This is a genomic window from Gemmiger sp. An194, from assembly GCF_002160145.1.
Lineage (GTDB): Bacteria > Bacillota > Clostridia > Oscillospirales > Ruminococcaceae > Allofournierella.
This window is the reverse complement of record NZ_NFKA01000008.1, coordinates 1-24,097: the sequence shown is the minus strand read 5'-3', so window position 1 is coordinate 24,097 and position 24,097 is coordinate 1. Positions and strand designations below refer to the sequence as shown.

General features: G+C 59.2%; 26 protein-coding genes. 14 read left to right on the top strand and 12 right to left on the bottom strand.

Going from position 1 to position 24,097, the window contains the following annotated elements:
* The 7 genes from B5F28_RS06760 to B5F28_RS06730 form a co-directional block, all read right to left on the bottom strand.
* Entirely contained in the window at positions 1-1,542 is a 1,542-nt protein-coding gene (locus B5F28_RS06760; protein ID WP_087294589.1) for a YjjI family glycine radical enzyme, read from the bottom strand.
* A 277-nt stretch (positions 1,543-1,819) separates the two neighbouring features.
* The gene (locus tag B5F28_RS06755) at positions 1,820-2,893 is read right to left on the bottom strand and encodes a BMP family ABC transporter substrate-binding protein (protein WP_206423057.1); all 1,074 of its coding nucleotides are present in this window, start codon (positions 2,891-2,893) and stop codon (positions 1,820-1,822) included.
* 201 nt (positions 2,894-3,094) lie between these two features.
* Positions 3,095-3,508 (bottom strand): cytidine deaminase, encoded by a 414-nt coding sequence (locus B5F28_RS06750; protein ID WP_087185243.1) that lies wholly within the window; start codon positions 3,506-3,508, stop codon positions 3,095-3,097.
* A gap of 2 nt (positions 3,509-3,510) precedes the next feature.
* Positions 3,511-4,230, bottom strand: a complete 720-nt coding sequence (deoD, locus tag B5F28_RS06745) for a purine-nucleoside phosphorylase (RefSeq protein WP_087294585.1) — start codon at positions 4,228-4,230, stop codon at positions 3,511-3,513.
* Between the two features lie 59 nt (positions 4,231-4,289).
* Entirely contained in the window at positions 4,290-5,078 is a 789-nt protein-coding gene (locus B5F28_RS06740; RefSeq protein WP_158097540.1) for a tyrosine-protein phosphatase, read from the bottom strand.
* Between the two features lie 210 nt (positions 5,079-5,288).
* Positions 5,289-7,271, bottom strand: coding sequence for a fructose-1,6-bisphosphatase (locus B5F28_RS06735; protein ID WP_087294581.1), 1,983 nt, complete (start codon positions 7,269-7,271; stop codon positions 5,289-5,291).
* Positions 7,272-7,411: 140 nt separating this feature from the next.
* Entirely contained in the window at positions 7,412-8,281 is an 870-nt protein-coding gene (locus B5F28_RS06730; RefSeq protein WP_087294579.1) for a DMT family transporter, read from the bottom strand.
* Positions 8,282-8,475: 194 nt separating this feature from the next.
* Here B5F28_RS06730 and B5F28_RS06725 point away from each other — a divergent pair, with 194 nt between their 5' ends.
* A complete protein-coding gene (locus B5F28_RS06725) occupies positions 8,476-9,369 on the top strand; it encodes a radical SAM protein (protein WP_087294577.1) in 894 nt (297 codons plus the stop codon).
* Position 9,370: 1 nt separating this feature from the next.
* Positions 9,371-11,275: a hypothetical protein gene (locus tag B5F28_RS06720; RefSeq protein WP_087294575.1), complete on the top strand. Its 1,905-nt coding sequence runs from the start codon at positions 9,371-9,373 to the stop codon at positions 11,273-11,275.
* Positions 11,276-11,335: 60 nt separating this feature from the next.
* Here the strand turns inward: B5F28_RS06720 and B5F28_RS06715 are convergent, their stop codons facing one another.
* The 3 genes from B5F28_RS06715 to B5F28_RS06705 all read right to left on the bottom strand — a co-directional run bounded on the left by B5F28_RS06715 (position 11,336) and on the right by B5F28_RS06705 (position 14,031).
* The gene (locus tag B5F28_RS06715) at positions 11,336-12,445 is read right to left on the bottom strand and encodes a THUMP domain-containing class I SAM-dependent RNA methyltransferase (protein ID WP_087294573.1); all 1,110 of its coding nucleotides are present in this window, start codon (positions 12,443-12,445) and stop codon (positions 11,336-11,338) included.
* Between the two features lie 121 nt (positions 12,446-12,566).
* On the bottom strand, positions 12,567-13,046 hold the full coding sequence (locus tag B5F28_RS06710) for a DUF1648 domain-containing protein (RefSeq protein WP_087294571.1): 480 nt from the start codon (positions 13,044-13,046) through the stop codon (positions 12,567-12,569).
* Position 13,047: 1 nt separating this feature from the next.
* On the bottom strand, positions 13,048-14,031 hold the full coding sequence (locus B5F28_RS06705; RefSeq protein ID WP_087294569.1) for a Gfo/Idh/MocA family protein: 984 nt from the start codon (positions 14,029-14,031) through the stop codon (positions 13,048-13,050).
* Positions 14,032-14,183: 152 nt separating this feature from the next.
* On the opposite strand from B5F28_RS06705, the gene B5F28_RS06700 reads away from it, so the two are divergent.
* Both B5F28_RS06700 and B5F28_RS06695 read left to right on the top strand, forming a co-directional pair.
* Positions 14,184-14,636 carry a MarR family winged helix-turn-helix transcriptional regulator gene (locus tag B5F28_RS06700; RefSeq protein WP_247643427.1) on the top strand — a complete coding sequence of 151 codons (453 nt, stop codon included), beginning with the start codon at positions 14,184-14,186 and terminating at the stop codon, positions 14,634-14,636.
* On the top strand, positions 14,623-15,693 hold the full coding sequence (locus B5F28_RS06695; RefSeq protein WP_087294776.1) for an FUSC family protein: 1,071 nt from the start codon (positions 14,623-14,625) through the stop codon (positions 15,691-15,693). Before B5F28_RS06700 ends, B5F28_RS06695 begins: the two co-directional genes overlap by 14 nt.
* Before the next feature lie 448 nt (positions 15,694-16,141).
* Here the strand turns inward: B5F28_RS06695 and B5F28_RS06685 are convergent, their stop codons facing one another.
* Positions 16,142-16,810, bottom strand: a complete 669-nt coding sequence (locus B5F28_RS06685; RefSeq protein WP_143424701.1) for a hypothetical protein — start codon at positions 16,808-16,810, stop codon at positions 16,142-16,144.
* An 18-nt stretch (positions 16,811-16,828) separates the two neighbouring features.
* On the bottom strand, positions 16,829-17,713 hold the full coding sequence (locus tag B5F28_RS06680; RefSeq protein ID WP_143424700.1) for a hypothetical protein: 885 nt from the start codon (positions 17,711-17,713) through the stop codon (positions 16,829-16,831).
* A gap of 196 nt (positions 17,714-17,909) precedes the next feature.
* Between B5F28_RS06680 and B5F28_RS06675 the strand changes: the two genes are divergently transcribed.
* The 10 genes from B5F28_RS06675 to B5F28_RS06630 all read left to right on the top strand — a co-directional run bounded on the left by B5F28_RS06675 (position 17,910) and on the right by B5F28_RS06630 (position 23,871).
* Positions 17,910-18,254 (top strand): sigma-70 family RNA polymerase sigma factor, encoded by a 345-nt coding sequence (locus B5F28_RS06675; RefSeq protein ID WP_087294561.1) that lies wholly within the window; start codon positions 17,910-17,912, stop codon positions 18,252-18,254.
* A 108-nt stretch (positions 18,255-18,362) separates the two neighbouring features.
* Positions 18,363-19,013: a hypothetical protein gene (locus B5F28_RS06670; RefSeq protein ID WP_087294559.1), complete on the top strand. Its 651-nt coding sequence runs from the start codon at positions 18,363-18,365 to the stop codon at positions 19,011-19,013.
* Between the two features lie 173 nt (positions 19,014-19,186).
* Complete coding sequence (locus tag B5F28_RS06665; RefSeq protein ID WP_087294557.1) at positions 19,187-19,579, top strand: rhodanese-like domain-containing protein; 393 nt, start codon at positions 19,187-19,189, stop codon at positions 19,577-19,579.
* A 150-nt stretch (positions 19,580-19,729) separates the two neighbouring features.
* The gene (locus B5F28_RS06660) at positions 19,730-20,302 is read left to right on the top strand and encodes an SGNH/GDSL hydrolase family protein (RefSeq protein WP_087294555.1); all 573 of its coding nucleotides are present in this window, start codon (positions 19,730-19,732) and stop codon (positions 20,300-20,302) included.
* Positions 20,299-20,709, top strand: a complete 411-nt coding sequence (locus tag B5F28_RS06655) for a peptide deformylase (protein ID WP_087294553.1) — start codon at positions 20,299-20,301, stop codon at positions 20,707-20,709. The genes B5F28_RS06660 and B5F28_RS06655 overlap by 4 nt, the downstream gene beginning before the upstream one ends.
* 12 nt (positions 20,710-20,721) lie before the next feature.
* Positions 20,722-21,444 (top strand): SDR family oxidoreductase, encoded by a 723-nt coding sequence (locus tag B5F28_RS06650; protein ID WP_087294551.1) that lies wholly within the window; start codon positions 20,722-20,724, stop codon positions 21,442-21,444.
* The gene (locus tag B5F28_RS06645) at positions 21,441-21,908 is read left to right on the top strand and encodes a flavodoxin domain-containing protein (protein WP_087294549.1); all 468 of its coding nucleotides are present in this window, start codon (positions 21,441-21,443) and stop codon (positions 21,906-21,908) included. The genes B5F28_RS06650 and B5F28_RS06645 overlap by 4 nt, the downstream gene beginning before the upstream one ends.
* Complete coding sequence (locus B5F28_RS06640; protein WP_087294547.1) at positions 21,905-22,363, top strand: metallophosphoesterase family protein; 459 nt, start codon at positions 21,905-21,907, stop codon at positions 22,361-22,363. Before B5F28_RS06645 ends, B5F28_RS06640 begins: the two co-directional genes overlap by 4 nt.
* Entirely contained in the window at positions 22,363-22,875 is a 513-nt protein-coding gene (locus B5F28_RS06635) for a DUF6933 domain-containing protein (RefSeq protein ID WP_087294544.1), read from the top strand. The genes B5F28_RS06640 and B5F28_RS06635 overlap by 1 nt, the downstream gene beginning before the upstream one ends.
* Positions 22,876-23,022: 147 nt before the next feature.
* The gene (locus B5F28_RS06630; protein ID WP_087294542.1) at positions 23,023-23,871 is read left to right on the top strand and encodes a hypothetical protein; all 849 of its coding nucleotides are present in this window, start codon (positions 23,023-23,025) and stop codon (positions 23,869-23,871) included.
* Positions 23,872-24,097: the final 226 nt, after the last annotated feature.

The window sequence follows — 24,097 nt, the reverse complement described above, 5'->3', positions numbered from 1 at the left end:
TCAGCGCACCCGACGATCCTGAGCGTGGCAGTTGCGGGTGGCGCCAAGGGCCAGGCCGGTAGTGTTCAGCAGCACGTTGTGGCCCTCGGCCAGCTTCTCGATCTCGGAGCGCTTGGCCAGATAGCCGGTCACGCGGATCACATCACTGTCGCTGCCGTAGAAGCTCAGGTAGCGGATATCCAGATCGAAGGAGCCGCGGATCACATCCAGCAGGAACTTGTGGTTCTTGTGAACGGTCAGATCCACCGGGAAGATGTCGCCTGCGCCGGAGATGAAGTATTTGTGGAACAGGTTGATATTCTTCAGATGGTCGATCAGCTCGGCCGGCTCCTCACCAACGGGGATACGGGTGCCGGGAGTGCTGTTCTTGTCGTAGTCCATACCAACCTGAGCATGCAGCAGGTAATGGCCGCCGGTGGCCTCGCAGTAGGGTGCGGGATGAGCGTTGCAGAAGGCATTGATCTGCTCCATGATCTCCACGCCCAGCTTGTCCGCAGTCTCGCTGTGGCCGAAGCGGCCCTCGATGCCCTCTTTGGCCAGCAGGTCGTTCACACACTCGGCCATGCCCACCAGACCGAACATGGCGCTGAAGCGCTCGCGATGGAGCAGGCCTTCCTCCACCAGGAAGTTGCTCTCGAAGAAGCCGCTCTCCTCCACCAGGAAGCGAACCCGGGCATCCATGTAGCGGGCCATCACATCCATCACGTAGGGCAGCTGGTTCTCCTTGAAGTCCTGAATGTTCTTGCTGCGCTTGGCGATACCGGCCAGCAGCAGGCGGCACAGGGTGTAAGATCCGCCGCCCTTGTACAGGCCGTTGTAGCAGCTGGCGATGCAGTAATCATCGCCCAATTCGCTGCGGAACATACGGTCGTTGGCAAAACTGGGCTTTGCGCAGCGCAGCGCACACTCGATGCCCGCCACCACAAACTCATCCGGAGTGTCCTTGCTCACACGCATGGTCAGGTTGGGCACGGCGTTCTGCAGCTCAGCCTCAACCTCCATCAGCAGCATGCCCGCGCGGGTCATGGTGGGGCCGATGTTGGCATGGCAGAAGGAGTCCAGGATAGTGCGGTCCACACTGGTGAGGAACAGGCGCAGCGCCTTCTTCACGGTCTCGTCGTCCAGATCCTGCACGAAGGGCTCCAGCAGCAGGTCCAGATCACCGATGTAAACGGGATAGTTGGTGATGCTGGGCACGTTGTGATACAGGATCTGCAGGCTGTTCAGGGCCTCAAACAGATCCTTCGGGGGGTCCAGCTGCAGGAACGCACTGCCCTCCTTCATGAATTTGGGGTAGTCCGGGCAGATGTAGCGGGGCCGGTAGGGCGCATCGCCCTCAAACAGATTGCAGATGCAGCGGTCCTCCTGGGCGCAATACATCAGCTCCTCCAGCTCTTTCGGCTCGTCCAGCACGGTCAGGAAATTTTCCGCATGACGGGCCAGATAAGTGACCTTCTGCTCATGCGTAGCCGTTTTGTCCTTCAAAGTGGCCAGAATCTCAGCGCGCTTTGCCTCCACAGTCTCCATTGAAATGCTTCTCATAATATAAACATACCCTCCCTTGATTTCAGCTTTATAGCTATCCAGAGTCGGCAAAAAGCCAACTATTTTTCAGTATTATTGTACCAAAAAGACCGCCTTATTTCAACACGGATCACGTGTTTCCTACCAAACAGACTGAAATTCATTTGCCCTTTTGGTCAAAAAACCGAAAGTAGCACTTTACACCTTTTGCAATGCAAAATGGCAGCCTGTCACTTCCCCAAAAAAAGAGCCGCGCACCACAAGGGTGCGCGGCTCTTGCAAGCCAGAAATGCGCTTACTTCAGGGTGAACAGGCCGTCGCCCAGCTCGTCGGGAGTGGAGGGAACGGTCACTTCGCCGGCAATGATCTTGGCCTTGGCATCCTCAACAGCGGTCAGCATCTCTTCGGTCAGCAGATCGCGGGTGGGAGACAGGTCAACACCGCCGTTCTCCAGGCTGTACAGGTGCACGCCGGGAGTGAAGGTGCCGTTGGCAACTGCCAGAGAGATATCCTGAGCAGCGATGTCAACGCGCTTCATAGCAGAGGTGATCACGGTTTCGGGAGCCAGAGGAGCCTGGTCTGTGTCCACGCCGATGGCGTATACGCCGTTGGCCTTGCAGGCCTCGATCACACCGTTGCCGGTAGCGCCGGCAGCGTGGAAGACCACGTCAGCGCCCTTGGTGATCATGTCGGTGGCAGCGGTGTTGCCGCCAGTGGGGTCGCCGAAGCTGTTGGCATTGAACTGCAGAACGGTAGCCTCGGGGTTCACAGACTTAACGCCGGCGATGAAGCCGCAGCCGAACTGGTTCATGGAATCGGAAACCATGCCCTGAACGTAACCAACGGTGTTGGACTCGGTAGCCAAGCCGGCCACGATGCCCACCAGGTAGGAAGCCTCAGCCTGAGAGAACATCAGGCAGGCAACGTTGGGCAGATCAATGGAGGAATCATCGATGATGGCGAACAGCTGATCGGGGTTAGCCTCGGCAGCAACCTTGGTGGCCTCAGCCAGCATGTAGCCCACGCAGATGATCAGGTCGGTGCCCTCGCTCAGGTAAGTCTCGATGTTGGCGCTGTAGTCAGCATCGGTCTTGGACTCCAGGTAGCTTACCTTGATGTTGGGGTTCTCCTCGGCCAGAGCCTGCAGGCCCTCCCAGGAGGTCTGGTTGAAGGAACGGTCATTTACGCCGCCTACGTCGGTGATCATACCAACGGAGAGCTCCTTACCGGAGGTCTCCTCGCCGGAAGTAGCAGTGGAAGCAGCCTCGGAAGAAGCGCCGGTGGAAGCGGGAGTAGAGGAAGCGCCGCCGCAAGCCACCATGGACAGAGCCATAGCTGCTACCAGTACGATCGAGATCAGTTTTTTCATGATTCAATCTCCTTTGTTCTGTTGTGGAAAACCGCGCCGCAAACAGGCCGCGGTCCTTGGGGAAATTCCCCATTAGCTTCTTTATTATAGCTATCAGGATGACAAATTTCAACCAGTTCCCGCAAATACAGAGCATTACAATTTGTTAACATTAGCCAAAATAAGTCATACTTTGCTGCATTTTCGGAAACATTTCATCCCTCAGGCCAAGTCGCGGGGTCCGAAGTTGTAGGGCAGCAGCTCACCCAGAGTGACCTCGGTCCAGCTGTCCGGCCCGGTCACCAGCAGGATGGGCATATCCAGTTCGCAGAACTCATTCAGCGCCTGGCGGCAGACTCCGCAGGGGCCGGTCACCGGGAAGGGCGGCTGCTGGCCGGCGGGCGCGCCCACCACAGCCAGCATGGAGAATTCCCGCGCGCCCTCACTCACTGCCTTGAACAGAGCGGTGCGCTCCGCGCAGTTGGAGGGGGTGTAGGCGGCATTCTCGATGTTGCAACCGGTGAAGACCCGGCCATCCTTTGCCAGCAAGGCCGCGCCCACATTGAAATGGGAATAGGGCGTGTACGCCATCTCCCGCGCCTGAATGGCCAGACGCGCCAGTTCAGCCTTCTCCATGCTTACACCTCCGCGCCCAGCGCGATCTTCATCATGTTGGTGAAGCTGAGCTGGCGCTCCTCGGCGGTGGTAGCCTCACTGCTCACAAAACTGTCGGAAATGGTGAGCAGGCAGGCTGCCCGCTTGCCCAGCACATTTGCGTTGTGGAACAGAGCAAAGCTTTCCATCTCCACGGCCACGCAGCCCTTTTCGTCCCGCAGGCGCTCCCAGTAGGTGGGATCGGTGCGGTCGTCGTGGCGATAGAACACGTCGCTGGAATGGATCACGCCCTCCACCATGGGGATGCCCAGCTTGGCAGCGCTGGCGCGCAGGGCATCGCACAGCTCGGCACTGGGGGCCAGGGTATCGTCCTCGCAGCCATTCTGGGTACGAGCATAGCTGCTCTCGGAATAGGCACCGGTGGCCAGCACCACATCGTAGAGCTTGGCCTTATCGGTGTAGGAGCCGGCGGAGCCGATGCGGATGATGTTCTCCACGCCGTACTGGGTGTACAGCTCGTAGGAGTAGATGCCGATGGAGGGCATGCCCATACCGCTGCCCATCACGCTGACAGGGCGGCCCTGGTAGGTGCCGGTGAAGCCCAGCATGCCGCGCACGTCATTGAACAGCACCGGGTTCTCCAGGAAGGTCTCGGCAATGAATTTTGCGCGCAGGGGGTCGCCGGGCATGAGAACGGTTTTTGCGATCTGGCCCATTTCGGCTTTGTTGTGAGGGGTAGGCATAATGTGTCAACTCTCCTTTTTGTGATTGGTTGCTTGTTTGCGGCCGGGAATCCCCGGCCTTATTCCAGGCACCGGTCCCGCAGCAGCTTCAGCTGCTCAGGACCCATGCCATATTCGGCTTCAAAAAAATCCTCCATGCAGGCATAGCGCCGGTCAATGGCGTCAAATACCGCCTGCAGGCTTTCCGGCCGCACCCCGCTGACTGTTTCCAGTATGGGGCGCAGCTCCGGCTCTCGCTCCAGCTCAGCTTGGTACACCTCCAGGCATTCCCGCACCGCGCCGGGGCGACAGTCGTTGGTGGCAAGAAAATCCGCCATCACTGTTTCCCTGCTCGCACCCAGCGCCAGCAGGATCAGCGCGGCAGCAACACCGGTGCGGTCCTTTCCGGCAGAGCAGTGGAACAGCAGCGGCAGCTCACCGGCCAGTATTTCCCGGAACATTTCCCGGTAGGCCGGATTGGAAAAGGGAAGCGCGGAATAGATGGCTTCCATCTCCCGCGAAAGAGCCCGCAGTCCGTCTGCATCCAGATGCAGCGAATCGTTGGCGTCGATGGGCAGTTCCCCGCCCCGGGCATCCCGGATGGCGCCGATATCATGGCGGCGCACCTCGGAAAATTCCGGGTCCGGCTCCCGTGTTCGCTCCACACCGGAGCGCAGGTCGCACACCACCCGGATGCCCAACTTCTCAAAACGCTCCCGGTCCTCCGGAGTCATAATATGACGCAGCGCTCCGCTTCGCCAGAACAGGCCCCGCTTCACCCGGCGGCCGTCCGCCACAGGCCAGCCGCCCAGCTCCCGGAAGTTTTCCGCCGTTTCAAAGGGCAGCGGCGTGCCCGGAGTCCATTCCATCGGTCTCACCTCTTTTTTCATCTGACCGGAACGGTCGGGGCAATACCACACAATTTCAGGTGGTGGAGTGCGCCGGGAAATTTTTCGTGAGATAAACCGAAAAGCGCAGCCAATCCTTGGTGGATTGGCGAGCATTTTGGGAAAATATCACGGAAAAATTCGGCGCAATACGCCGCGTGAACCGTTCGGTGCGAACTGTGCGGTGTTGCCTCAGGTCTTTTCCTTGACCAGGCCCATCTGGTAGGCCTGCACCAGCAGCTTCAGATCTTCAATGTCAGCAGCAAGGCGGCGGCCGTTGTCGGTATCCCCCACTAGGGTGCGCTTTTCACAGGTCTCGAACACATCCACTGTGGAGACGATATCCAGATTTTCCCGGATGGCCTTTTCCGCACTCTCGAAGGGCTGATGCTGCCGCAGGGACATACCCCGGCTGTTGTATACCAGAGTGTAGCCCGCGATGCCGGTCTTTTCGTGGTAGGCACGGCAGAAGCCGCCGTCGATCACGATCAGCCGGCCTTCCCCCTTCACCGGAGTCTCGCCCTTGGCCGCGCGCACCGGCACATGGCCGTTCACGATATGGCTGTGGGTCTGATCCAAACCGAACTCCGCCAGAATAGCACGGGCCATCTTGGAATCGTTCACATGCCGGTAATAGGGGTTCTTGGTCTCGGTATGGGTATCCGGGTCTTCCACAAAGAGCCGCTCGAAGGTGGTCATCTTATCGCGACCGTACAGGGGCGACAGCTTGCCGCACCACAGATACCACAAAAAGTCCTCGCCGCTCTGGCGCTCGGCGCTGCCCTCGGGAGCAAAATAGCCTCGCCGGGCCCGCTCGTCGCAGTAGTCCATCAGCGCCCGGCCCGCGTAGCCGTGCTGCTCGAAGGTTTCCACCGCAAAGCTGCCGCTGTCGGTCAGAGGTACCGCACCGTGGAACAGCAGGTTGCCGTTTTCGATGTGGTACACGCCGCCCTTGGAGAACAAAAAGCGCACATGCCGCTGCAGCCGCTCGCTCTCCATGAAGCTGCGCTGCAGCGCCTCCATAACCTCCTGCTCCTGACGGGTGAGGCGGGCAGGGTCCGCCGGATTCACGGTTGGGAAATCGTCATCCCGCAGGGGGTAGCGCTTGCCCTCCACCTCCACGGTGCCCTCCCGATAGTCGATGCGGCGCAGGAAATCCCGCCCTTCCAGTTCAAAATCCGGGTTGCGGTCGATGACCTGGCATTCCAGCTTGAACATGATGATGGCGATGGCCTTGTGCATCCGGGCGGTGCGGATCAGCTCGCTGCGGTGATAGGGTCCCCGGGCCTCGTCGGTGCGGGGGTAGAAATGGTGCATATCGCAGTCCCGGTATTCGCTTTCGGCAAACAGGGCCAGCGGCCGCAGATTGATGCCGTAGCCGTCCTCCAGGGCCTCCAGATTGTTATAGGCCAGACTGGTGCGCAGCACGGTGGCGATGCAGATGGGGCTGCCCGCGGCCGCACCCATCCAGACCACGTCATGGTTGCCCCACTGGATGTCCACCGAATGGTGGTTCAGCAGCTGCTCCATGATCTGATCCGGCCGGGGGCCACGGTCGAAGATATCGCCCACGATGTGCAGCTTGAATACCGCCAGATTCTTGATGAGCACGCACATGGCCTCGATGAAATCGTCGGCCCGGCCCACATCGATGATGCTGGAAAGGATCTGACCGTAGTAGAATTCCTTGTCGTGGTCCTCAAAATGGGCGTGGAGCAGCTCGTCCAGAATATAGGCATAGTTCTTGGGCAGGCGCTTGCGCACAAAGCTGCGGGTATGCTTGGAGGAGACCACCCGGCACACATCGATCAGCCGGTAGAGGGTCTGCCGGTACCAGGCGTTCAGATCGGTCTGGCGCTCCTTCAGCTCGTCCAGCTTCTGGGCAGGGTAGTAAATCAGGGTGGCGAACTCCGCCCGCTCCTGATCCGGCACACCAGGGCCCAGCACCCGGTCCACCTTTTCCTTGATGACACCGGACGCATTGTTCACAATATGAGTAAAAGCCTCAGCCTCGCCGTGCAGATCGCTCATGAAATGCTCGGTGCCCTTGGGCAGCTTCAAAATAGCCTGCAGGTTGATGATCTCGCTGCTGGCGGCGGCAATGTTGGGGTATTCCCGGGCAAGCAGCGTGAGATATTTCAGATTTTTACGCGCCCGGGCGGATTGATCCTGCACTGGCAGCGCCTCCTTTCAAACGGTGTTTTTCGCCCCTCGTGTGCTGAAACTGCACCTGACGCGGACGATAAGTATCATTATTATAGCATGAACCACACCAAAATGGTAGGATGTGCCGGAAAAAGCCGCTCACCCGCCGCTCACTTTCTTCCGGCCTGCAGCGAAGCCGCAAGGCTCACGCCCAGAATCACCGCGCCGCCCGCCAGCTCCCGGCCGGTGGGCGCTTCCCCCAGAAAGGCAAGAGCGAACAGAATGCCGTAAACCGTTTCCATGCCGGACACGATGCCCGCCGTCTGGGCGCTTACCCGCCGCTGGGCCGCCACATACAGCGAATGGGCCAGCGCCGTGCACACCACGCCCAGCGCACCGATGCCGAAAAGATCCGCCGCCGTCCAGCCGCCGGACAGGAGCAGCACCGCCGGAAGCAGCACAACCGCCGCCGTGGCCTGCTCATACAGGCAGATCACCCGGGCCGGATACCGGGCGGAAAGATGCCGGTTTGCCAGTGAGAGCACCGCATAGGCCAGACCGGACAGCATGCCCCAGGCCGCCCCGGCCACGGCGCCATTATTCAGGCCGTCCGGTGGAAGGGTGATGAGCACGCCCGCCAGCAGCAAAACTGCTTCCGCTGCGCTTCTCGCCCGCAGCCGCTCCCGGAACACCAGCGGCTCCAGCACCGTGAGGAACAGCGGGAAGGTAGAAAAGGTGATGGTGCCCATGGCAACCGACGAGACCTGGATCGCCTGAAAAAAGGTGGTCCAGTGAAGAGCCAGCACCAGCCCCGCAAACACTGCCAGAGCCAGATCCCGTTTTTCTGCCAGCCGCAGCGACGTGCGTGTGATCAAGGCCAGCACCAGCAGCACCACTGACGAACAGATCACCCGGCCGCCCGCGATCACCGCCGCCGGGACCTGTACAAAGCGGCCGATCACCGCCGCAAGGCCGAACAGCATCACCGCCAGGTTCAGCGCGGCCACGCTTCTGGCCACATTGTTTTGTTCCTTTTTCATTTCTCTTCCCCGCCCTCCTGCAGCGCACCCCTTCGCGCTTTGTTTCGTCAACTGGATATTATACGGGAGGCCGGCGCAGTGCGTCAACCGGAGTTTTTTCTGGCACAGCTGCCGGAAAATATGGTATAGTAAGGGTTGTTCTATTTTGTATTGCAGGCGGACCGAGCAGCCCGCCTGTTTCGGGAGGTTTTATCTTGCGGATTCCCACATCCTGTACCCTCTGCCCCCGGCGCTGTGGCGCGGACCGGACCCGGCGCGCCGGTGTGTGCGGTGCGGCCGGTCAGCTGATGGTGGCCCGGGCAGCGCTGCACCACTGGGAGGAGCCCTGCATCAGCGGCAGCAAAGGCAGCGGCACGGTGTTCTTTTCCGGCTGCAGCCTGAAATGCTGCTACTGCCAGAATTATAAGATCAGTCAGGAAGGGCTGGGCAAGGACATCGACACCGGGCGCCTGACCGAGATCTTTCTGGAATTGCAGCAAAAGGGCGCGCACAATATCAATCTGGTCACTGCCACCCAGTGGCTGCCCTGGGTACTGGAGGCCTTGGAGCAGGCAAAAGCCCGGGGGCTTTCCATTCCCATCGTGTACAACACCGGCGGCTACGAGACGCTGGAGACCGTACAGCTGCTGGACGGCATTGTGGACGTGTGGCTGGCGGATGTGAAATATGTTTCGCCGGAGCTTTCGGCCCGGTATTCCGCCGCACCGGATTATTTTGAAGTGTGCAGCCGGGCGATTTGTCAGATGATCCGCCAGACCGGCACGCCCCAATTTGATGAGGAAGGGCTGCTGCAAAAGGGCGTGATTTTGCGGCATCTGGCCCTGCCCGGTGCACTGGCAGATTCAAAGGCCGTGCTGGACTTCATGGCCAGTCTGCCTGCCGGCAGCTTTCTGCCCAGCCTGATGAGCCAGTATACCCCTTTCCATAAGGCGGCACAGATGAAGCCGCTGGACCGGCGCATCTCCACCTGGGAATACCGCCAGATGGTCAACCACGCCATCGACCTGGGGCTCACCGAGGGCTACATGCAGCAAAAGAGCAGCGCCAAGGAGGAGTACACCCCACCTTTTGATCTGGAGGGCGTTTGATATGGGAATTCTGTTCAGTATCGCTTATATGGCCGTATTTCTGGCCGCAGGTTTTTCACTGGCACGGCGGCTTTTGCCCACATCCGGTGCCGAAGAAAAGCTGGTGTTTACCGCTGCCTTCGGGCTGGTGCTGCTGATCGCGCTGCCCGCGCTCTTTGCACTGGCTCCGGGCTTCACTCTGCCCGCCGCCCTGCTGGCTCTGGTTGCCGCTGGTGCATTGGCAGTGGCCGGCCTCTGGCCCCGGCACCCGGTGCAGGACCAAACACCGGGCCAGCCGGACGGCTCCTCCGCCCGGTCCCTCCTCCCTACCTTCTGGGTTTGTGTGGTGCCGCTTTTTCTGCTTTCTGTCTGGCTGCTGCACACCCATACCCTTTATTACAAGGATGGCGGCTACTGGTGCGGGCAAAGCACCTACGGCGATCTGCCCATGCACCTTTCCTTCATCAAGAGCATTGCCGAGCAGGGCCTGTTTCCGCCGGAATTTCCCATGCTGGCGGGCCAGACCCTTTACGGCTATCCGTTTTTGTGCGAGAGCGTTTCCAGCGTGTTCCTTCTGCTGGGCGCTCCGCTGAAGTTTGCCTGCCTTCTGCCTCAGGTGGTGGCACTGGCAGCGGTGTTCGGCGGCGGCTGGCTGCTGGCCAAAAACCTGCTGCAAAGCAGCGTCAAGGCCAGCCTTGCCTATGTGCTGTTTTTCCTGGGCAGCGGCTTCGGCTTCGCTTATTTTCTGGAGGGCGGCGTGGAGAACTTCACCCGCATCTTCACCGCCTATTATGAAACCCCCACCAACTATGTGGAAGAGAACATCCGCTGGGTGAACCCCATCGCGGACCTGCTCATTCCTCAGCGGGCCACCCTGTTCGGCTGGGCACTGCTCTTTCCATGTCTGGCCCTGCTGGCACACTTTGCCCTGAACGAGGAACGCCGCCTCTGGCCCGCTCTGGTGCTGCTGGCCGCCTCCATGCCTCTGGTGCAGACCCACTCGGCATTGGCGCTGGTGCTCATCTGCGGGGTGCTCTTTGTGCGGGCACTGGCGTTGTACCGGACGGATTTGCACGCTTTGCGTCCCTGGCTGCTGTTTGCCGGAGCAACGGGTGTGATCTGGCTGCCGCTGATGCTCACCCAGATTCTGCCCCACACTCAGGAGGGCTCGGGCTTTCTGCGCTGGCACTTTAACTGGTCCAACGAGGGGGATAATTACTTCTGGTTCTACATCAAGAACATCGGCCTGGTCTATCTTCTTCTGCTGCCTGCTTTCCTGTGGGCGGGCAAAAAGTTGCGCTGGGTCTATGGCGGCGGGCTGCTGATCCTGCTGCTCAGCGAATTTGTGGAGTTCCAGCCCAACAACTACGACAACAACAAGCTTTTGTTCATCTGGCATCTGCTGGGCTGCATTCTTGTGGCGAATCTGATCGTGGACCTTCTGAAAAAGGTAGACAAGAAAAGCGTGCAGGCCGTGCTTGCCGTCATGCTGGTGTTCACCGGCACCTTCGGCAGCTTCCTCACCCTGGGTCGGGAGGCAATAAGCCAGTACCAGCACTTTGATGCAAACGCCATTGCCGCTGCGGAATATGCAGAGGAAAACACCGACCCCATGGGCCGCTTTCTGTGCGGCACCCAACTGCTGAACCCGGTGCTCAGCCTGGCCGGACGGCCCATTCTGTGCGCCTCCGGCACCTGGCTGTATTACCACGGCATGGATTACTCCGTTCAGGAAGCGGCGGTGCGCCAGCTGCTGGAAGCCCCCCGCGAGGAAGGGCTTGCTCAATGGGGCATCGACTATGTGATGGTGGGCCCCTCCGAGCGGGCGGACTACGCGGTGGACGAAAGCTGGTTCGCCGCCCACTGCGCCCTGCTCTACGACCAGGGCGGCTACAGCATCTATCAGGTCACCCAAACCGCCGAATAATTCCATAAACAAAAAACGGAATCTCCTGTTTTGGAGATTCCGTTTTTGTTTGCTGCAAAATCAATAATACATGTACACCTGGCAGGGGATCATGCCGTTGTACAGCTTGCGGCGGCGGCTGGCCTTTTTGCCAAGGTGCTTTTCCAGGTCCGCGTCCGCTGTGATGATGTAGGCGCCGGCCACCGGATGTTCCTCCAGCGCCTTGCCCAGCACACCGGCCAGCCTGGCGGCGGTGGCCAGATCGCCCAAGCGCTCGCCGTAGGGCGGGTTGGTCAGCACGATCATCTCCGGCCGGGGGGCGAAGTCCTTTACGTCGGCCAGCTCAAAATGGCACCGGTCGCCCACACCCGCCAGCTTGGCGTTCTGGGTAGCCAGAGCCACCGCAGCGGGGTCGATGTCGTAGCCGAAGCCCTCGAAGGCTGCGTCCCGCCGAATCTCAGACAGGGCCTTTTCCCGCTGCCGGGCCCAGATCTCGGGCGGGCAGAAGGTGTAGTGTTCGGCGGCAAAACGGCGGCGCAGACCGGGGGCGATGTTCATGGCCTTCTGGGCGGCCTCAATCACCATGGTGCCGCTGCCGCAGAAGGGGTCGGCCACGATGGAATCCCGCCGTACACGGCCCAGGTCCGCGATGGCGGCGGCCAGGGTCTCCTTGATGGGTGCGCCGGTGGCGTTGCGCCGGTAGCCGCGCTTGTGCAGGCCGTCGCCGGAGGTATCCAGCATTACCTCTACCACATTCTTGCGGATGGAGAAACGAATCTTGTACAGGGCACCGGTCTCGGGCAGCATCAGGGTCTTGTGGCCCTTTTTCAGCCGCTCCACCACCGCCTTTTTCACAATGCTCTGGCAGGCGGGCACGCTGGACAGGGTGCTGGACAGGCTGGAGCCCTTCACCGGGAACTGGGCGTCCGCCGGGATCAGATCCTCCCAGGGGATGCTGGTCACGCCGTCGAACAGCTCGTCGAAGGTGGTGGCGGTGTAGGTCTTCAGCAGCACCAGCACCCGCTCGGCGCAGCGCAGATTCAGGTTCGCGGCGGCGATGATGTCCGCTGGGCCGGAAAAGGCAATGCGTCCGTCGGTCACCTTCACGTCCTCGGCGCCCAGGCGACGCACCTCAAAGGCGGCGGTGCTTTCGGTACCAAAGTAGCAGGGGGCAATCAGATCAAATTTCATAATAAGGCAAACTCCTTTTGGATGCGGCCTGTTGCGGTTGGGTTTCACAGGCCGGTGTGAATGGTCGCAGGGTCTATCATATCATGGGGCAGCGGACGGCGCAAGGCTTTTTCTTCCCAGATCATTTCTTCCGGTAAAGCTGAAGCAGGCAGATCACAATGGGCCCAAACACCAGCAGCATGACCAGCGGCATGAACCAGCCACCCAGCGGCTGGGAGCGGGCCGAGCAGACCGGCATCCAGGCAAAGATGGCTGCAATCACGAGCCGGATGGTCACCAGCAGATTTTTCAGAATGCGGTAAACCCGCACCCGGTTTTCCTCGGTCACCGTCACGCCGGTGTTCCAGATCATGGGAACCTGCTCTATGCCCCACATCATCAAACACATCACCACGCCGATCACCAGCAGAACCACACAGCTGCTCTTGTCGCCCCAGGCGTCCGGCTGGCCGCTGAAGCCGTAATGGGTGGGAATCTCCCGGGGGATCGCCTGCCAGTTGGCCCACAGGTAAAACCCGGATGACGCCAGAAATCCCACACTCATCCAGTCCGCAAGCCGATCATACCAGGTTTTGGGGATCTTCCATTTGGTATCCTTCATCTCACAGCTCCTCTCCGGGGTAGCGCACGCCCCATTCCCGGCGCAGGACGGTCATGATGTTCATCACATCCCGGCTCCAGCCCAGCTGCATGGCCGACGCGTCGCCGGTACGCACCGCCTGCTCCATGGCAGCCACCTCATACTCCAGCGCCCGGCCGGTTTCCCCCGCCTGAATCTCAGTTACCGCTCCGGTGGCCGCATCCACAATCCGGGCCAACTGGGCGCGGGGGTAATCGTCAATTTCGATGTAAGCCCGCTCACAGCCGATCACCGCCCGCTTGGGCAGCTTGGAGCGCAGGCTCATGGTCACGGTGGCCATCTGGTTTTCCGGGTTTTGCAGCAGAATGGCTGCCTGCTCATCCACCCCGGTGGGGGCAAGCTTCACCCGGCTGATTACCTGATCGGGCACACTGGTCAGAAAACTCCGGGCACAGCTGAGGGCATACACGCCGATATCCAGCAGCGCACCGCCCGCCAGCTCCGGATTGAAGAAGCGGTTGGTCATGTCATAGTCCTTGAAGCTGCCGAAGTTCAGCTGAATCAGCTGGACTTTTCCCCATTCCCCTGCCGCCAGACGCTGCCGGAGCATCTGATGCAGGGGCATGTGCCAGATGGTCATGGCCTCGGCCAGCACCAGACCCTTTTGTTCAGCCAGCTTGGCACAGTGCTCCAGTTCGCCGCTGTTCAGGGTGATGGCCTTCTCGCACAGCACATGCTTGCCCGCGGCCAGCGCCTGCTCGATCAGTTCCGCATGGGTATTGTGGGGCGTGGCCAGATAGACGATGTCCACCTCCGGATCTGCGAAAGCCTGCTGCGGGCTTTCGTACAGCCTCTCAGCCCCGCAGCGCTGGGCCAGGGCCTGCGCCTTTTCCCGGGTGCGGCCTGCCACACCGTAGGGGCAGCGGCCCATGGCAGTGAACGCCGAGGCCATCTCGCCGGCAATGCCGCCTGCCCCCACAATCACCCAGTTAAATGTTCTTTCCATCCGTCATCGCCCCTTTTTCTGGTTCTGGCGCCATTATACCACGCCGCCAACCGCTCGGCCAGAGCCAAAGAGTATTTTCCACACCCCGTTCTTGACAGAAAAATCCCGCAGGCATATAATTAACACCGTTAACTATATGCAGGAGGACCCCAATGCAAATCGAATGGACTGATATGGCGCGCTATCAGCAGCAGCTGCAAAAAATTGTGCGTACGCTGCTGCCGGTGCGCAGCACCACACTGACCGCCAGCGAATGCGAGCTGCTGGCAAGGCTGTATCTGCAGCCGCAGCAGAACACTCCGCTCCTGCTCAGTCAGGGCAGCGGCATGAAAAAGGAAGCAGTGAGCCGCTGCCTGAAAGCGCTGTATGAAAAAGGCTGCATCCGCAAAGAGCGGCAGCCCGATGATGAACGCAGCTACCGGCTGTTCATTACCGAGACCGGGCTTGCGGAGCTGAAAAAAGGCTACGAGAGCATTCTCCAGCCCTTTTATGATCTGTGGCGCAGCGCCGGAGAGGATTTTGAAGCATTTATACAGTGCACCGACCGACTGGCGGCGCAGATCGAGGAAAGGAGGGAAACAAACAGTGGACATGAAATTTTATGACGCCCTGCAGCTGGACCCGGCGATTCTGAAGCGAAAGATCGCCGCCCGCTCCACCCGGCGGGAAAAGGCCTGGTACTGGACGGCCATGGCGGTGCACTCGGTGCTGATTGTGGCCTTTGCGATTCTGTTCATCAGCGCACTGTCCGGCCTGTTCGGTTCGGACAATACGCCCATGGCGGTGGCGCTGTTCTGCATCATGCTGGGCATCCGTTTTGTGAACTTTGAATACTGCATCGGCGACTCGCTGGTCACACTGGCACTGGCGCTTGCCATTCTGGTGGCAGCTCCCTGCGCGGCGGCGGTAATTCTCGCGCCACTTTTGATTCCCATGCACGCTGTGGCCTTTTTTACCCTGCTGTACACCACCACTCAGCGACCGGAGCTGGGCAACGGCGGGCTTTACAGCTTCGCCTATGTTTATCTGACCGGCAATCCGGTGGTGGGTGAGGCTTTGGTTCGCCGGGCGCTGCTGGCCCTGATGGGGTATCTGATCTGCGGCGCGATCCTGTTCGCCAAGCACCGGCGCCAGCACAAAACGGTTCGCTTTCATCATGTGGTCCGTCGGTTCGACCTTGCCAACATCGTACATCTCTGGCAGCTGCGCATGGCGTTGGGCGTTGCGCTGGTGCTCACCGCCGGGCAGGTGTTCGGGGTGGAACGCTTCATGTGGATGGGCTTTGCCTGCGCCTCACTGCTTTCGGAATATCCCTATTCCGGCAACGCCGCACCCCGCTTTTTCCAGCGTATCGTGGGCGCGTTGGCAGGTTCGCTGGCATTTTTCGTTCTTTACTCCATCACGCCTGCCGGCCTGCACTCCATGCTTGGCCCCCTGGGTGGACTGTGTCTGGGCTTCTGTACCGACTACCGGTACAAGACTGCCATGAACTGCTTCGGCGCCCTGATGCTGGGCGCAGGCATCTACGGTATTCACGGTGCAGTGGTCCTGCGCATCGTGGACACGGTGCTGGGCGTGGCCTTCGGACTGCTGTTTGCCGCCGTGTTCCACCGGCTGGTGGCGGTGCGCTTCCTGCCCCGCCCGGAAGGTGCAGCGGGATAACAGCTGTCGATTTTCATCTCAAAAGAGGCCTGCCGGAAGGAACAATCCTTCCGGCAGGCCTCTTTACTTTCATACTCGTCCGCGGTTTAACCGATGTAAGACACTCCACCCGGCACCTTTTGACACCGATACACACACCAATGACCGGTACCGTCCAGGGACCGCTCCATGGTGTATACCAGGTCGTAATCCGGTACGAGGCCCAGTGTATCCTTGTAATACCGCCGGATCACTGTGCCCGTTCCCGCGGCAAGGTCGCCTCCCAGATTCCGGCAATTGGCTCCAATATCCGAAGTCAAGCCTCCCATTTCCATCAGGCTAAACCGGCCATCCTGCTCATAACAGCAGCGGAGAAGAGTTTCCCTATCCGCCTGATACTCCGGCGCGTTCAGGTAATCCCGCGCCGCCTGATTAAATTGCTCCTCCGTGAACAGTCCATCCGTTCCGATCAGGCCATCCTGATGCATTCGGGCATAGCGCAGTTGGGAGGCCAGTTCTCTGTCGGCTCGCCATCATCACCACACAGCTCTGCCTGCAGGCTGATGCTGTCCTCCATGCGACCTATCACCATGAAGTTTCCGGTGTATCGGAACACATTCTGATAATCAAACCCAAAGTCCCCATTTGCATACAGCATCCCATTCTGCTCGTACAAAGAATACGGTACATCCGGATGAAAAATGGTTTCCATCTTTTTGTCCACATAATTCCGGCTGAAGATTTTCAGCAGAGCATTCTCCACCTGAGCCCTGCTCTCCATATCCGGCAGCCGATACAGGGTGACCGGCTCACCCAGGCGTTCCACCGTAATGCTGTCGGAATAATCCAGCTGCTGAGCCGTCGGATCAGATGCCCAGTTCTCCCAGCGCTGACCCGTTTCCACCAGCTCACTGGTCAGGCGGACAATCTCCTCGTCGGTCATTTCTGTGCCTGAAAGGGCAGTGTTTTCTGCTGTTTCCGCCCCGCTCGAAGCCTGACTTTCCGAACCAGACGCGCTTTGCATGCTTTGCGCCGGGCTTCCTTCCTGGTGAGTGCATCCAGCCAGGCTTATCGCCAGCATCACCGTGCATCCCACAGCACCGACCTTTTTCCAATAGCCGCTCTGTCCTTGCCTCATCCTGTAGCGCCTCCCTCTTCAACAAGTTTGACCCTGCTCCAGCCGAGTCTTTCTGCGCTCAAACTCCCGTTCCATAAAATACCACTGCTGCTCGTCCGCATGGATACAGTCGTTGTATTCCCGGGAATCATATTTCGCAAACACCGCGGCGGGCACCCGCTGGCGCAGGCAGTCCAGCGCGGCCTGCAGCTCCTTCGGCTGGCGCAGATCAGTCGATCTGCACTGCCGGCGGTCATCCAGAATCCACAGCTGCAGAATGCGGGTGGTGGTGACCCGGTTGCCGCTGCGCCTTGTTCTGATTTCATCCCGCCAGAACACGCCCCGGATGCGCGGGATATACGATACCTCATCCCCAAAGATCCACTCACGGCCCACTGCCAGCTTTCCGAACCACCGGCCATTTTGGCGGACATCCTCATCCACCATGGCAAACAGCTCCTTCACCTGCGGAGCTTCCTCCGGGTAGGGCAGCTGGTCCCGTATGGATCGGGCCAGCCGGCTTTTTTCCGGGCAGAAGGCATCCCGCAGACCGATATAGGTCAGATATCCGGCCACCAGCACTCCGCCCACCGCCAGCAGACCGGCAGCCGCCAGTTTGATATATTCCATATAGTCCCAGCCGGTTTTGTCCGCTTCCCGGGAAAGGGTCAGATAGGCTGCCCCTGCCGCGGCCAGCAGCAGAGCGCCCGCCGCCCATACCAGCAGAATCAACTGCCCTCGGGTGCGCTGCAGGCAATAGCCTTCAGCCGGGCCGTTCAGCTGCTGCTTTTTGTTCCACCGGATCAGCAGCAAAATCACCGGGATGGAAAATACCCGCAGCAAAATTACCAGCAGAACATAGACTACCAGATTCCAGGGCCATTTGAGATACAACCGCTTCTTCTCTTTTGTTTCCGGACGCACAAAAGCCCTCCTCACATATCCGGCCCGCGCTTGGCGTTCCTTACCTTTTTCTTATTATAGCACTGCCGCCGATTTTCCGCAGCCAGGAGTTCCCGGGTACAGCGCCTTTTGGTTTTGCTCTGCCTGCAGAGCGCATAGGCTATAGCAGGCAATATCCGCCGAATTTCCATACACATTCAAAAAAGGAGGCTTTTTTATGCTTGAGGTATTCCTGCAATTTCTGGCCAGTCAGGTGCTGTATCTGGCGCTTCATCTGGAAAGCGGCAGCTTTCCCCGCCCGCTGACCCCACGCCAGGAGGTGGAGGCCTTCGCGGCCCTGCGCCGGGGTGACCTGGAAGCGCGGGACACCATCATTCAGCACAACCTGCGCCTGGTGGCCCATATCGTTAAAAAATACTGTGCCCTACCCGGAGATGCGGAAGATCTGATCAGCATCGGCACCATCGGCCTGATCAAAGCGGTGGGCAGCTTCGACAGCACCAAGCAGGTGCGCTTTTCCACCTATGCGTCCCGTTGTATTGAAAATGCAATCCTCACATAAGCGCATTTTCAATACAGCCGCTATCCGCTCGCTGCTTGTTCCCTTTGCCTGAATGCGCTACAATATAAGCAAAAATTGCTGCCTGCCCGGGCCGGGAAGGAGTTTTTGATGGATAAGCACTCTCTGCTGGCATACCTGAAAACAAAACCAGAACTTGTACCGCTGGCGATTCAGGCGGGAGGGAATCGGGAGCTTTTGGAATCGTTTTTCTCCATCGTCCAAACCGAGCACAGCCCGGTACGCTACAGCTGCACAAAAGCCATCCGTATATTGAGTGAGCAGCAGCCCAGAATCGTCTATTCTTATTTTGATGAGATTGCAAGCTGGCTGCACGATGCTAACAGCTTTGTCAAATGGGATGGCATTCTGATCCTGGCTAATCTGGCGGCGGTGGACACGGAAAATCACTTTTCCCGCTTGTATGAAGAATATTTTGCTCTGCTTCGTTGCCCGCAGATGATCACCGCGGCCAATGTGGCGGGGAACGCCTGGAAAATTGTACAAGCCAGACCGGAGTGGGAACCGGACATAACCAAACGACTGCTGGAAGTGCCGCACATCGTTTATCTGCACCATGGCGAGCCATCTCCCGAGTGCACTCGCGTGCTGTGTGGTCATGTTCTGGACTGCTTCGATCACTATTTTGATGAATCCAACCACCAGGCTGACATGCTGCGGTTCGCACAAAGCCTGCTGGACTGCCCTCGAAAGGCGGTGGCTAGGCGCGCTGCCCGCTTTCTGCACCAGTACGGCCACTAGCCTCTCCGAGGGGCACATTGTGCTGAACGAACAGGCCAGACTTGATCCGCATTTCTCTTCTGTGATCTCATCTCATTCAAGCGTTGACAGCTTCACCATTCAAACGGTATGATAGGGGCACAAAACAGTTTTTACACCGGAACGCCGCGGCGTTCCCCAAAAGAGGTATCTGCATGAAACGTATTTTTTCCGCACTGCTCTGCCTGCTCTCTCCCATTCTGCTGCTCACCGGCTGCGGCGGAACGGCAGCCAGCGGCTCCTACCAGCAAATCAGCCAGGAAAAGGCAAAAGAAATGATGGACACCGAAGAGGTCATTATCCTGGACGTGCGGGAGCAGAGCGAATACGACGGCGGCCATATTCCCGGCGCGATCCTGCTGCCTGTGGGCACCATCGATGAGGACACCGCCGCAGCGGTCATTCCGGAAAAGGATTCCACTGTGCTGGTCTACTGCCGCAGCGGCAACCGCAGCAAAACCGCCTCCGCCGCCCTGGCAGAGCTGGGCTACACCGGCATTTACGAATTCGGCGGCATCAACACCTGGCCCTACGAGACCGAGCAGTAATTTTTTTGAAAACCTTCGCAAAACGCCCGGCAGGATCATCACGATCCCGCCGGGCGTTTTTATCGGACACAGCGTTCCTCCGCAGGGCTTGTTCCCGCCCGCGCAACCATATATAATACAAGTGATACAAACCGGGTAAGGAGCGGTACTATGCGCATTCTCATGCTGGGCAACAGCCTGACCTTTGCAAACGATATGCCCCGGATGCTGGCACAGCTGACCGGCGCGCAGGTGGTGCACCACACCCGAGGCGGGGCAAGGCTTTCGGAGCAGCTGAACCCCAAAACCCGTCTGGGTACGCAGACCCAGACAGCGCTGAGCCGGGAGCACTGGGACTATGTGATCCTGCAGGAGATGAGCCACGGGCCGTTTTCCTCCCCTGAGCGCTTTTTCGCCAGTGCAAGGCAGTTGTGCGCACAGATTCAGGCAGCCGGGGCTGCGCCCGTTCTCTATGCCACCTGGGCCTACCAGAAAGGCAGTACCAAACTGGCAGCCAAGGGCTGGAACTACGACGAAATGGCCCACGGTCTGGCCGAAGCCTACCGCACTGCCGCCCGGGAAAACCACGCCCTCCTTGCCGAGGTGGGGCTGCGGTTTTACCAGCTGGCCGACACCCAAAACCTATACGCCGCCGACGGTGTTCATCCCAGCGAAGCGGGCTCCCGCCTCGCTGCCGAGACCATCGCGTCGGTGATTCAAACCCATAAGGAGAACCAACCATGATTCGAGACATCTGCAAGGACGAAGCATTTCTGGCCCAAAAGGCCGAGCCTGCCACCCCCAAGGACATTTCCGTTGCGCTGGACCTGCTGGAGACGCTGGAGCACCACCAGGACGGCTGCGTGGGCATGGCCGCCAACATGATCGGCGTGAACAAGCGCATCATCGCCTTTGAGGACGAGGGCGGCTACACCGTGATGTTCAACCCGGAGATCATCAAAAAATCCGGCCCCTACGACACCGAGGAGGGATGCCTTTCCCTCACCGGCACCCGCCCCACCAAGCGCTGGCAGTCCATCAAGGTGCGCTGGCAGAACGAGAAATTCCAGGAGCGTCTGAAGACCTTCACCGGCTGGACGGCCCAGATCATCCAGCACGAGATCGACCACTGCGAAGGCATCATCATTTAAGGAGGGGTTCCCATGCCGGAATTTGAAAACAAGGTGGTGGTGATCACCGGCGGAGCCAAGGGCATCGGCAAGGCCATTGCCGAGGAGTTCCGCAAGGCTGGCGCTCTGGTGTGCATCATCGACCTGCTGGAAAACGACTGTTTTGTGGGTGATATTGCCGACCAGACCGTTCTAGAACGCTTTGCCCAAAAAGTCATTGCCGACCACGGCCATGTGGACTATCTCATCAACAATGCCCTGCCCCTGATGAAGGGCATCGACGAATGCAGCTACGAGGAGTTCAATTACGCATTGCGGGTGGGTGTTGCCGCCCCCTTTTATCTGTCCAAGCTGTTCGCCCCCCATTTTGCGCCCGGGGCGGCCATTGTGAACATCTCCTCTTCCCGGGACCGGATGAGCCAACCCCAGACCGAAAGCTACACCGCGGCCAAGGGCGGCATCTCGGCTCTGACCCACGCGCTGGCGGTGAGCCTGGCGGGCCGGGTGCGGGTGAACTCCATCTCCCCCGGCTGGATCGACACGGATTACACGGTATACCAGGGCCCGGACGCGGACCAGCACCCCGCCGGTCGGGTGGGCAACCCGCTGGACATTGCCAACATGGTGCTGTTCCTCTGCTCGGACAAGGCGGGCTTTATCACCGGCGAGAACATCTGCATCGACGGCGGCATGACCCGCCAGATGATCTACCACAACGACTTCGGCTGGACCCTGCAAGGAGGGAACAATCCATGAAAACCGCCGTTTGCTACTACTCCCGCCACCATGGCAACACCCTGAAGGTGCTGCAGGCCATGGCCGATGCGGGCGAGATCGACCTGATCGACGTGACCAAACCGAAGACCGCCAGCCTTGCGGACTACGGCTGCGTGGGCTTTGCCTCCGGCATCTACGGCTTCGAATTCCAGAAGGCTGTGGTGGAGTTTGCCCGCCGCCAGCTGCCCCAGGGCAAACCGGTGTTTTTCGTTTACACCTACGGCGGTGCAAAGGGCACCGGTGCGAAGGCAATGGCCGAGATCGCCGCCCAAAAGAACTGCCCGGTGCTGGGGGAATTCAGCTGCAAGGGTTTCGATACCTTCGGTCCCTTCAAGCTGGTGGGCGGCATCGCCAAAGGCCACCCGGATGAACAGGACCTTTCCAACGCCCGCCGGTTTTATCGGGATGTGCAAAACAAACTGGAAAACGAGGTTCAAACATGAAGCTTGCCATTCTTTCCGACACTCACGGTCTGCTGCGGCCGGAGGTGCTGGAGCATCTGAAAACCGCCGACGCTATCCTGCATGGCGGCGACATCAACAAACAGAGCATCGTGGACCAGCTGCGGCAGTACGCACCGCTGTATGTGGTACGTGGAAACAACGATAAGGAATGGGCGGAAGAAATCCCCCATGACCTGACTGTCACCCTGGGTGGCGTGACCTTCTATCTGGTCCACAACAAAAAGGAACTGCCCGCAGACCTTTCCGGCGTGGATGTTGTTTTGTTCGGCCACTCCCACAAATACGTGCAGGAGGAAAAGGACGGCCTGCTTTGGCTCAATCCCGGCTCCTGCGGGCCTCGGCGCTTTCATCAGGAGATCACCATGATGACGGCAGAGGTCTCGGACGGAAGCATTCAGGTGGAGAAAATTCTCATTCCCCACGAGGTGCAGTGATGGAGCTGGGACTGACCTTTCCGCTGCAGCGGTTTTTGAAAATGAAAACGCCGGGCTACGGCATCCAGCCGGACCGGCGTTTTTGCTGGGATCTGCACTGCATCGACCTGCAGGGGCGCAAGTGTCTGCTGGCGGTCCATTGCCACACCCGTTATACCTTCGTGTACTACGATGTTGCCCCCTTCCAGTGGGCGGACCTGCCTGGTCTGTTCCGCCAGGGACTGGCCGAAAGCCTTTCCGCCGCCGGGTTCGACCCGGTACAGACAGAAGGCTATCTGCGTCGGGCGGATGCCATCGCCCTCACCCGCACCCACGGCCGCCGGGAGGTTGCCTTTCTCAACCGGGCCTGGGAGGACGTGCTGGCGCTGGACCTGTGCCTGGACACTGCCAGCCAGACCCAGCCCCTGCTGGACCACGCGGTGAACACCCGCCCCAGCCGCTGCGCAGGCTTCGAGGGCCTGGGCACCGGGCTGGAGCGGATGCACAACACATTGCACACAGGCGGATATTAATTTGCGGCCCGCCTGTGCATACTTCGCGAAAATTACAAAGCTCATTATGAGAGCAGGCAGCTTGACGGAGGTGACAAGCACAGCAAAGCTGCCTGCCGGAACGAACTGCAAATCAAGGCAGTCAAATAAAAAAGAGGAGAGTCAATCATGAAAGAAACCTTACAAAAGAAAAGCCTGCACATCATAATCCCTGTACTGATCGCGGTATTGTCCTTTTTTGTGCTGTCCGGCTTTGCCTCGTCCGCCGATTTCCACAAGGGCACCCTCACCGCATTGGAGGAAAAGCAGACCACTGTGCTGGAGCTGTCCGCTGCTTCGGCAACCGCCTCGGCGGCGATCACACTGATTCCCGGCGATGTGGCCACCCCGATTGCCGACAAACTTGCGGACCTGAGTTCGCATTTTCTGCTGGTCCTGTGCGCCATTTTCCTGGAAAAATATCTGCTGACCATCACCGGCTCCATCACCTTCTCGCTGCTGATTCCTCTGGCCTGCTTGCTTTATGTGGCTTACATCCTGTTCGACTGGGACAGCCTTCGCCTGTTGGCGTCGAAGCTTGTTATCTTCGGGCTGCTGATCTTCCTTCTGATTCCTGCCAGCGTCAAGCTTTCCAACATGATTGAGAGCACCTATCAGGCATCCATCGAGGCGACCATTGAATCCGCCACTGCAACCGCCGAAGAAATCGAAAGCAGCACGGACACCACCAGCGAATCCGAAGAGGGCTTTTGGTCCAGCCTGGTTTCCTCGGTGACCGAGGGCGTTTCCAATGCAGTTTCCGGCATCACCGACAAGGCCGGTGAGATGGTCAACCGCTTTATCGAGGCTCTGGCCGTTATGCTGGTAACCTGCTGCGTCATCCCGATTCTGGTATTGATGGCCTTTGTCTGGTTTGCAAAAATCCTGCTGGCTGTGGATCTGCCGGTAAATTACGGTCAGCTGCATCAGGGGCTTCGAAATACCATTTCCCCCAAAAAGCCCAAAGAGTTGCCCTGATTCGGTTCCAAGCTTTCCTTCGTATCGGACTGGAAACGCAGGTGCGGATCTGTTAGCCACTGTAATCATAACCCCACGTTAAACGTGGGGTTTGCAGAACGGCCCTATAAGGGCCATTATTCCAGCAGCACCTAAAGGTGCGTAATGAACAACGCCAACCGCACTTGGCGTTGCTTTTTTACTTCTTTATTCTACTGTCGGTCGGGATATCTGGTGAATCATCATC

Excerpts from the sequence above, each read along its gene's own strand:
- B5F28_RS06760 (WP_087294589.1), bottom strand. The coding sequence starts at position 1,542 with ATGAGAAGCATTTCAATGGAGACTGTGGAGGCAAAGCGCGCTGAGATT.
- B5F28_RS06720 (WP_087294575.1), top strand. The coding sequence starts at position 9,371 with ATGGGAATTCTGTTCAGTATCGCTTATATGGCCGTATTTCTGGCCGCA.
- B5F28_RS06650 (WP_087294551.1), top strand. The coding sequence starts at position 20,722 with ATGCCGGAATTTGAAAACAAGGTGGTGGTGATCACCGGCGGAGCCAAG.
- B5F28_RS06730 (WP_087294579.1), bottom strand. The coding sequence starts at position 8,281 with ATGAAAAAGGAACAAAACAATGTGGCCAGAAGCGTGGCCGCGCTGAAC.
- B5F28_RS06740 (WP_158097540.1), bottom strand. The coding sequence starts at position 5,078 with ATGGAATGGACTCCGGGCACGCCGCTGCCCTTTGAAACGGCGGAAAAC.
- B5F28_RS06675 (WP_087294561.1), top strand. The coding sequence starts at position 17,910 with ATGCTTGAGGTATTCCTGCAATTTCTGGCCAGTCAGGTGCTGTATCTG.
- B5F28_RS06655 (WP_087294553.1), top strand. The coding sequence starts at position 20,299 with ATGATTCGAGACATCTGCAAGGACGAAGCATTTCTGGCCCAAAAGGCC.
- B5F28_RS06695 (WP_087294776.1), top strand. The coding sequence starts at position 14,623 with ATGAAATTTTATGACGCCCTGCAGCTGGACCCGGCGATTCTGAAGCGA.
- B5F28_RS06645 (WP_087294549.1), top strand. The coding sequence starts at position 21,441 with ATGAAAACCGCCGTTTGCTACTACTCCCGCCACCATGGCAACACCCTG.
- B5F28_RS06660 (WP_087294555.1), top strand. The coding sequence starts at position 19,730 with ATGCGCATTCTCATGCTGGGCAACAGCCTGACCTTTGCAAACGATATG.
- B5F28_RS06710 (WP_087294571.1), bottom strand. The coding sequence starts at position 13,046 with ATGAAGGATACCAAATGGAAGATCCCCAAAACCTGGTATGATCGGCTT.
- B5F28_RS06640 (WP_087294547.1), top strand. The coding sequence starts at position 21,905 with ATGAAGCTTGCCATTCTTTCCGACACTCACGGTCTGCTGCGGCCGGAG.
- deoD (WP_087294585.1), bottom strand. The coding sequence starts at position 4,230 with ATGCCTACCCCTCACAACAAAGCCGAAATGGGCCAGATCGCAAAAACC.
- B5F28_RS06715 (WP_087294573.1), bottom strand. The coding sequence starts at position 12,445 with ATGAAATTTGATCTGATTGCCCCCTGCTACTTTGGTACCGAAAGCACC.
- B5F28_RS06685 (WP_143424701.1), bottom strand. The coding sequence starts at position 16,810 with ATGAGGCAAGGACAGAGCGGCTATTGGAAAAAGGTCGGTGCTGTGGGA.
- B5F28_RS06665 (WP_087294557.1), top strand. The coding sequence starts at position 19,187 with ATGAAACGTATTTTTTCCGCACTGCTCTGCCTGCTCTCTCCCATTCTG.
- B5F28_RS06670 (WP_087294559.1), top strand. The coding sequence starts at position 18,363 with ATGGATAAGCACTCTCTGCTGGCATACCTGAAAACAAAACCAGAACTT.
- B5F28_RS06630 (WP_087294542.1), top strand. The coding sequence starts at position 23,023 with ATGAAAGAAACCTTACAAAAGAAAAGCCTGCACATCATAATCCCTGTA.
- B5F28_RS06750 (WP_087185243.1), bottom strand. The coding sequence starts at position 3,508 with ATGGAGAAGGCTGAACTGGCGCGTCTGGCCATTCAGGCGCGGGAGATG.
- B5F28_RS06700 (WP_247643427.1), top strand. The coding sequence starts at position 14,184 with ATGCAAATCGAATGGACTGATATGGCGCGCTATCAGCAGCAGCTGCAA.
- B5F28_RS06635 (WP_087294544.1), top strand. The coding sequence starts at position 22,363 with ATGGAGCTGGGACTGACCTTTCCGCTGCAGCGGTTTTTGAAAATGAAA.
- B5F28_RS06755 (WP_206423057.1), bottom strand. The coding sequence starts at position 2,893 with ATGAAAAAACTGATCTCGATCGTACTGGTAGCAGCTATGGCTCTGTCC.
- B5F28_RS06705 (WP_087294569.1), bottom strand. The coding sequence starts at position 14,031 with ATGGAAAGAACATTTAACTGGGTGATTGTGGGGGCAGGCGGCATTGCC.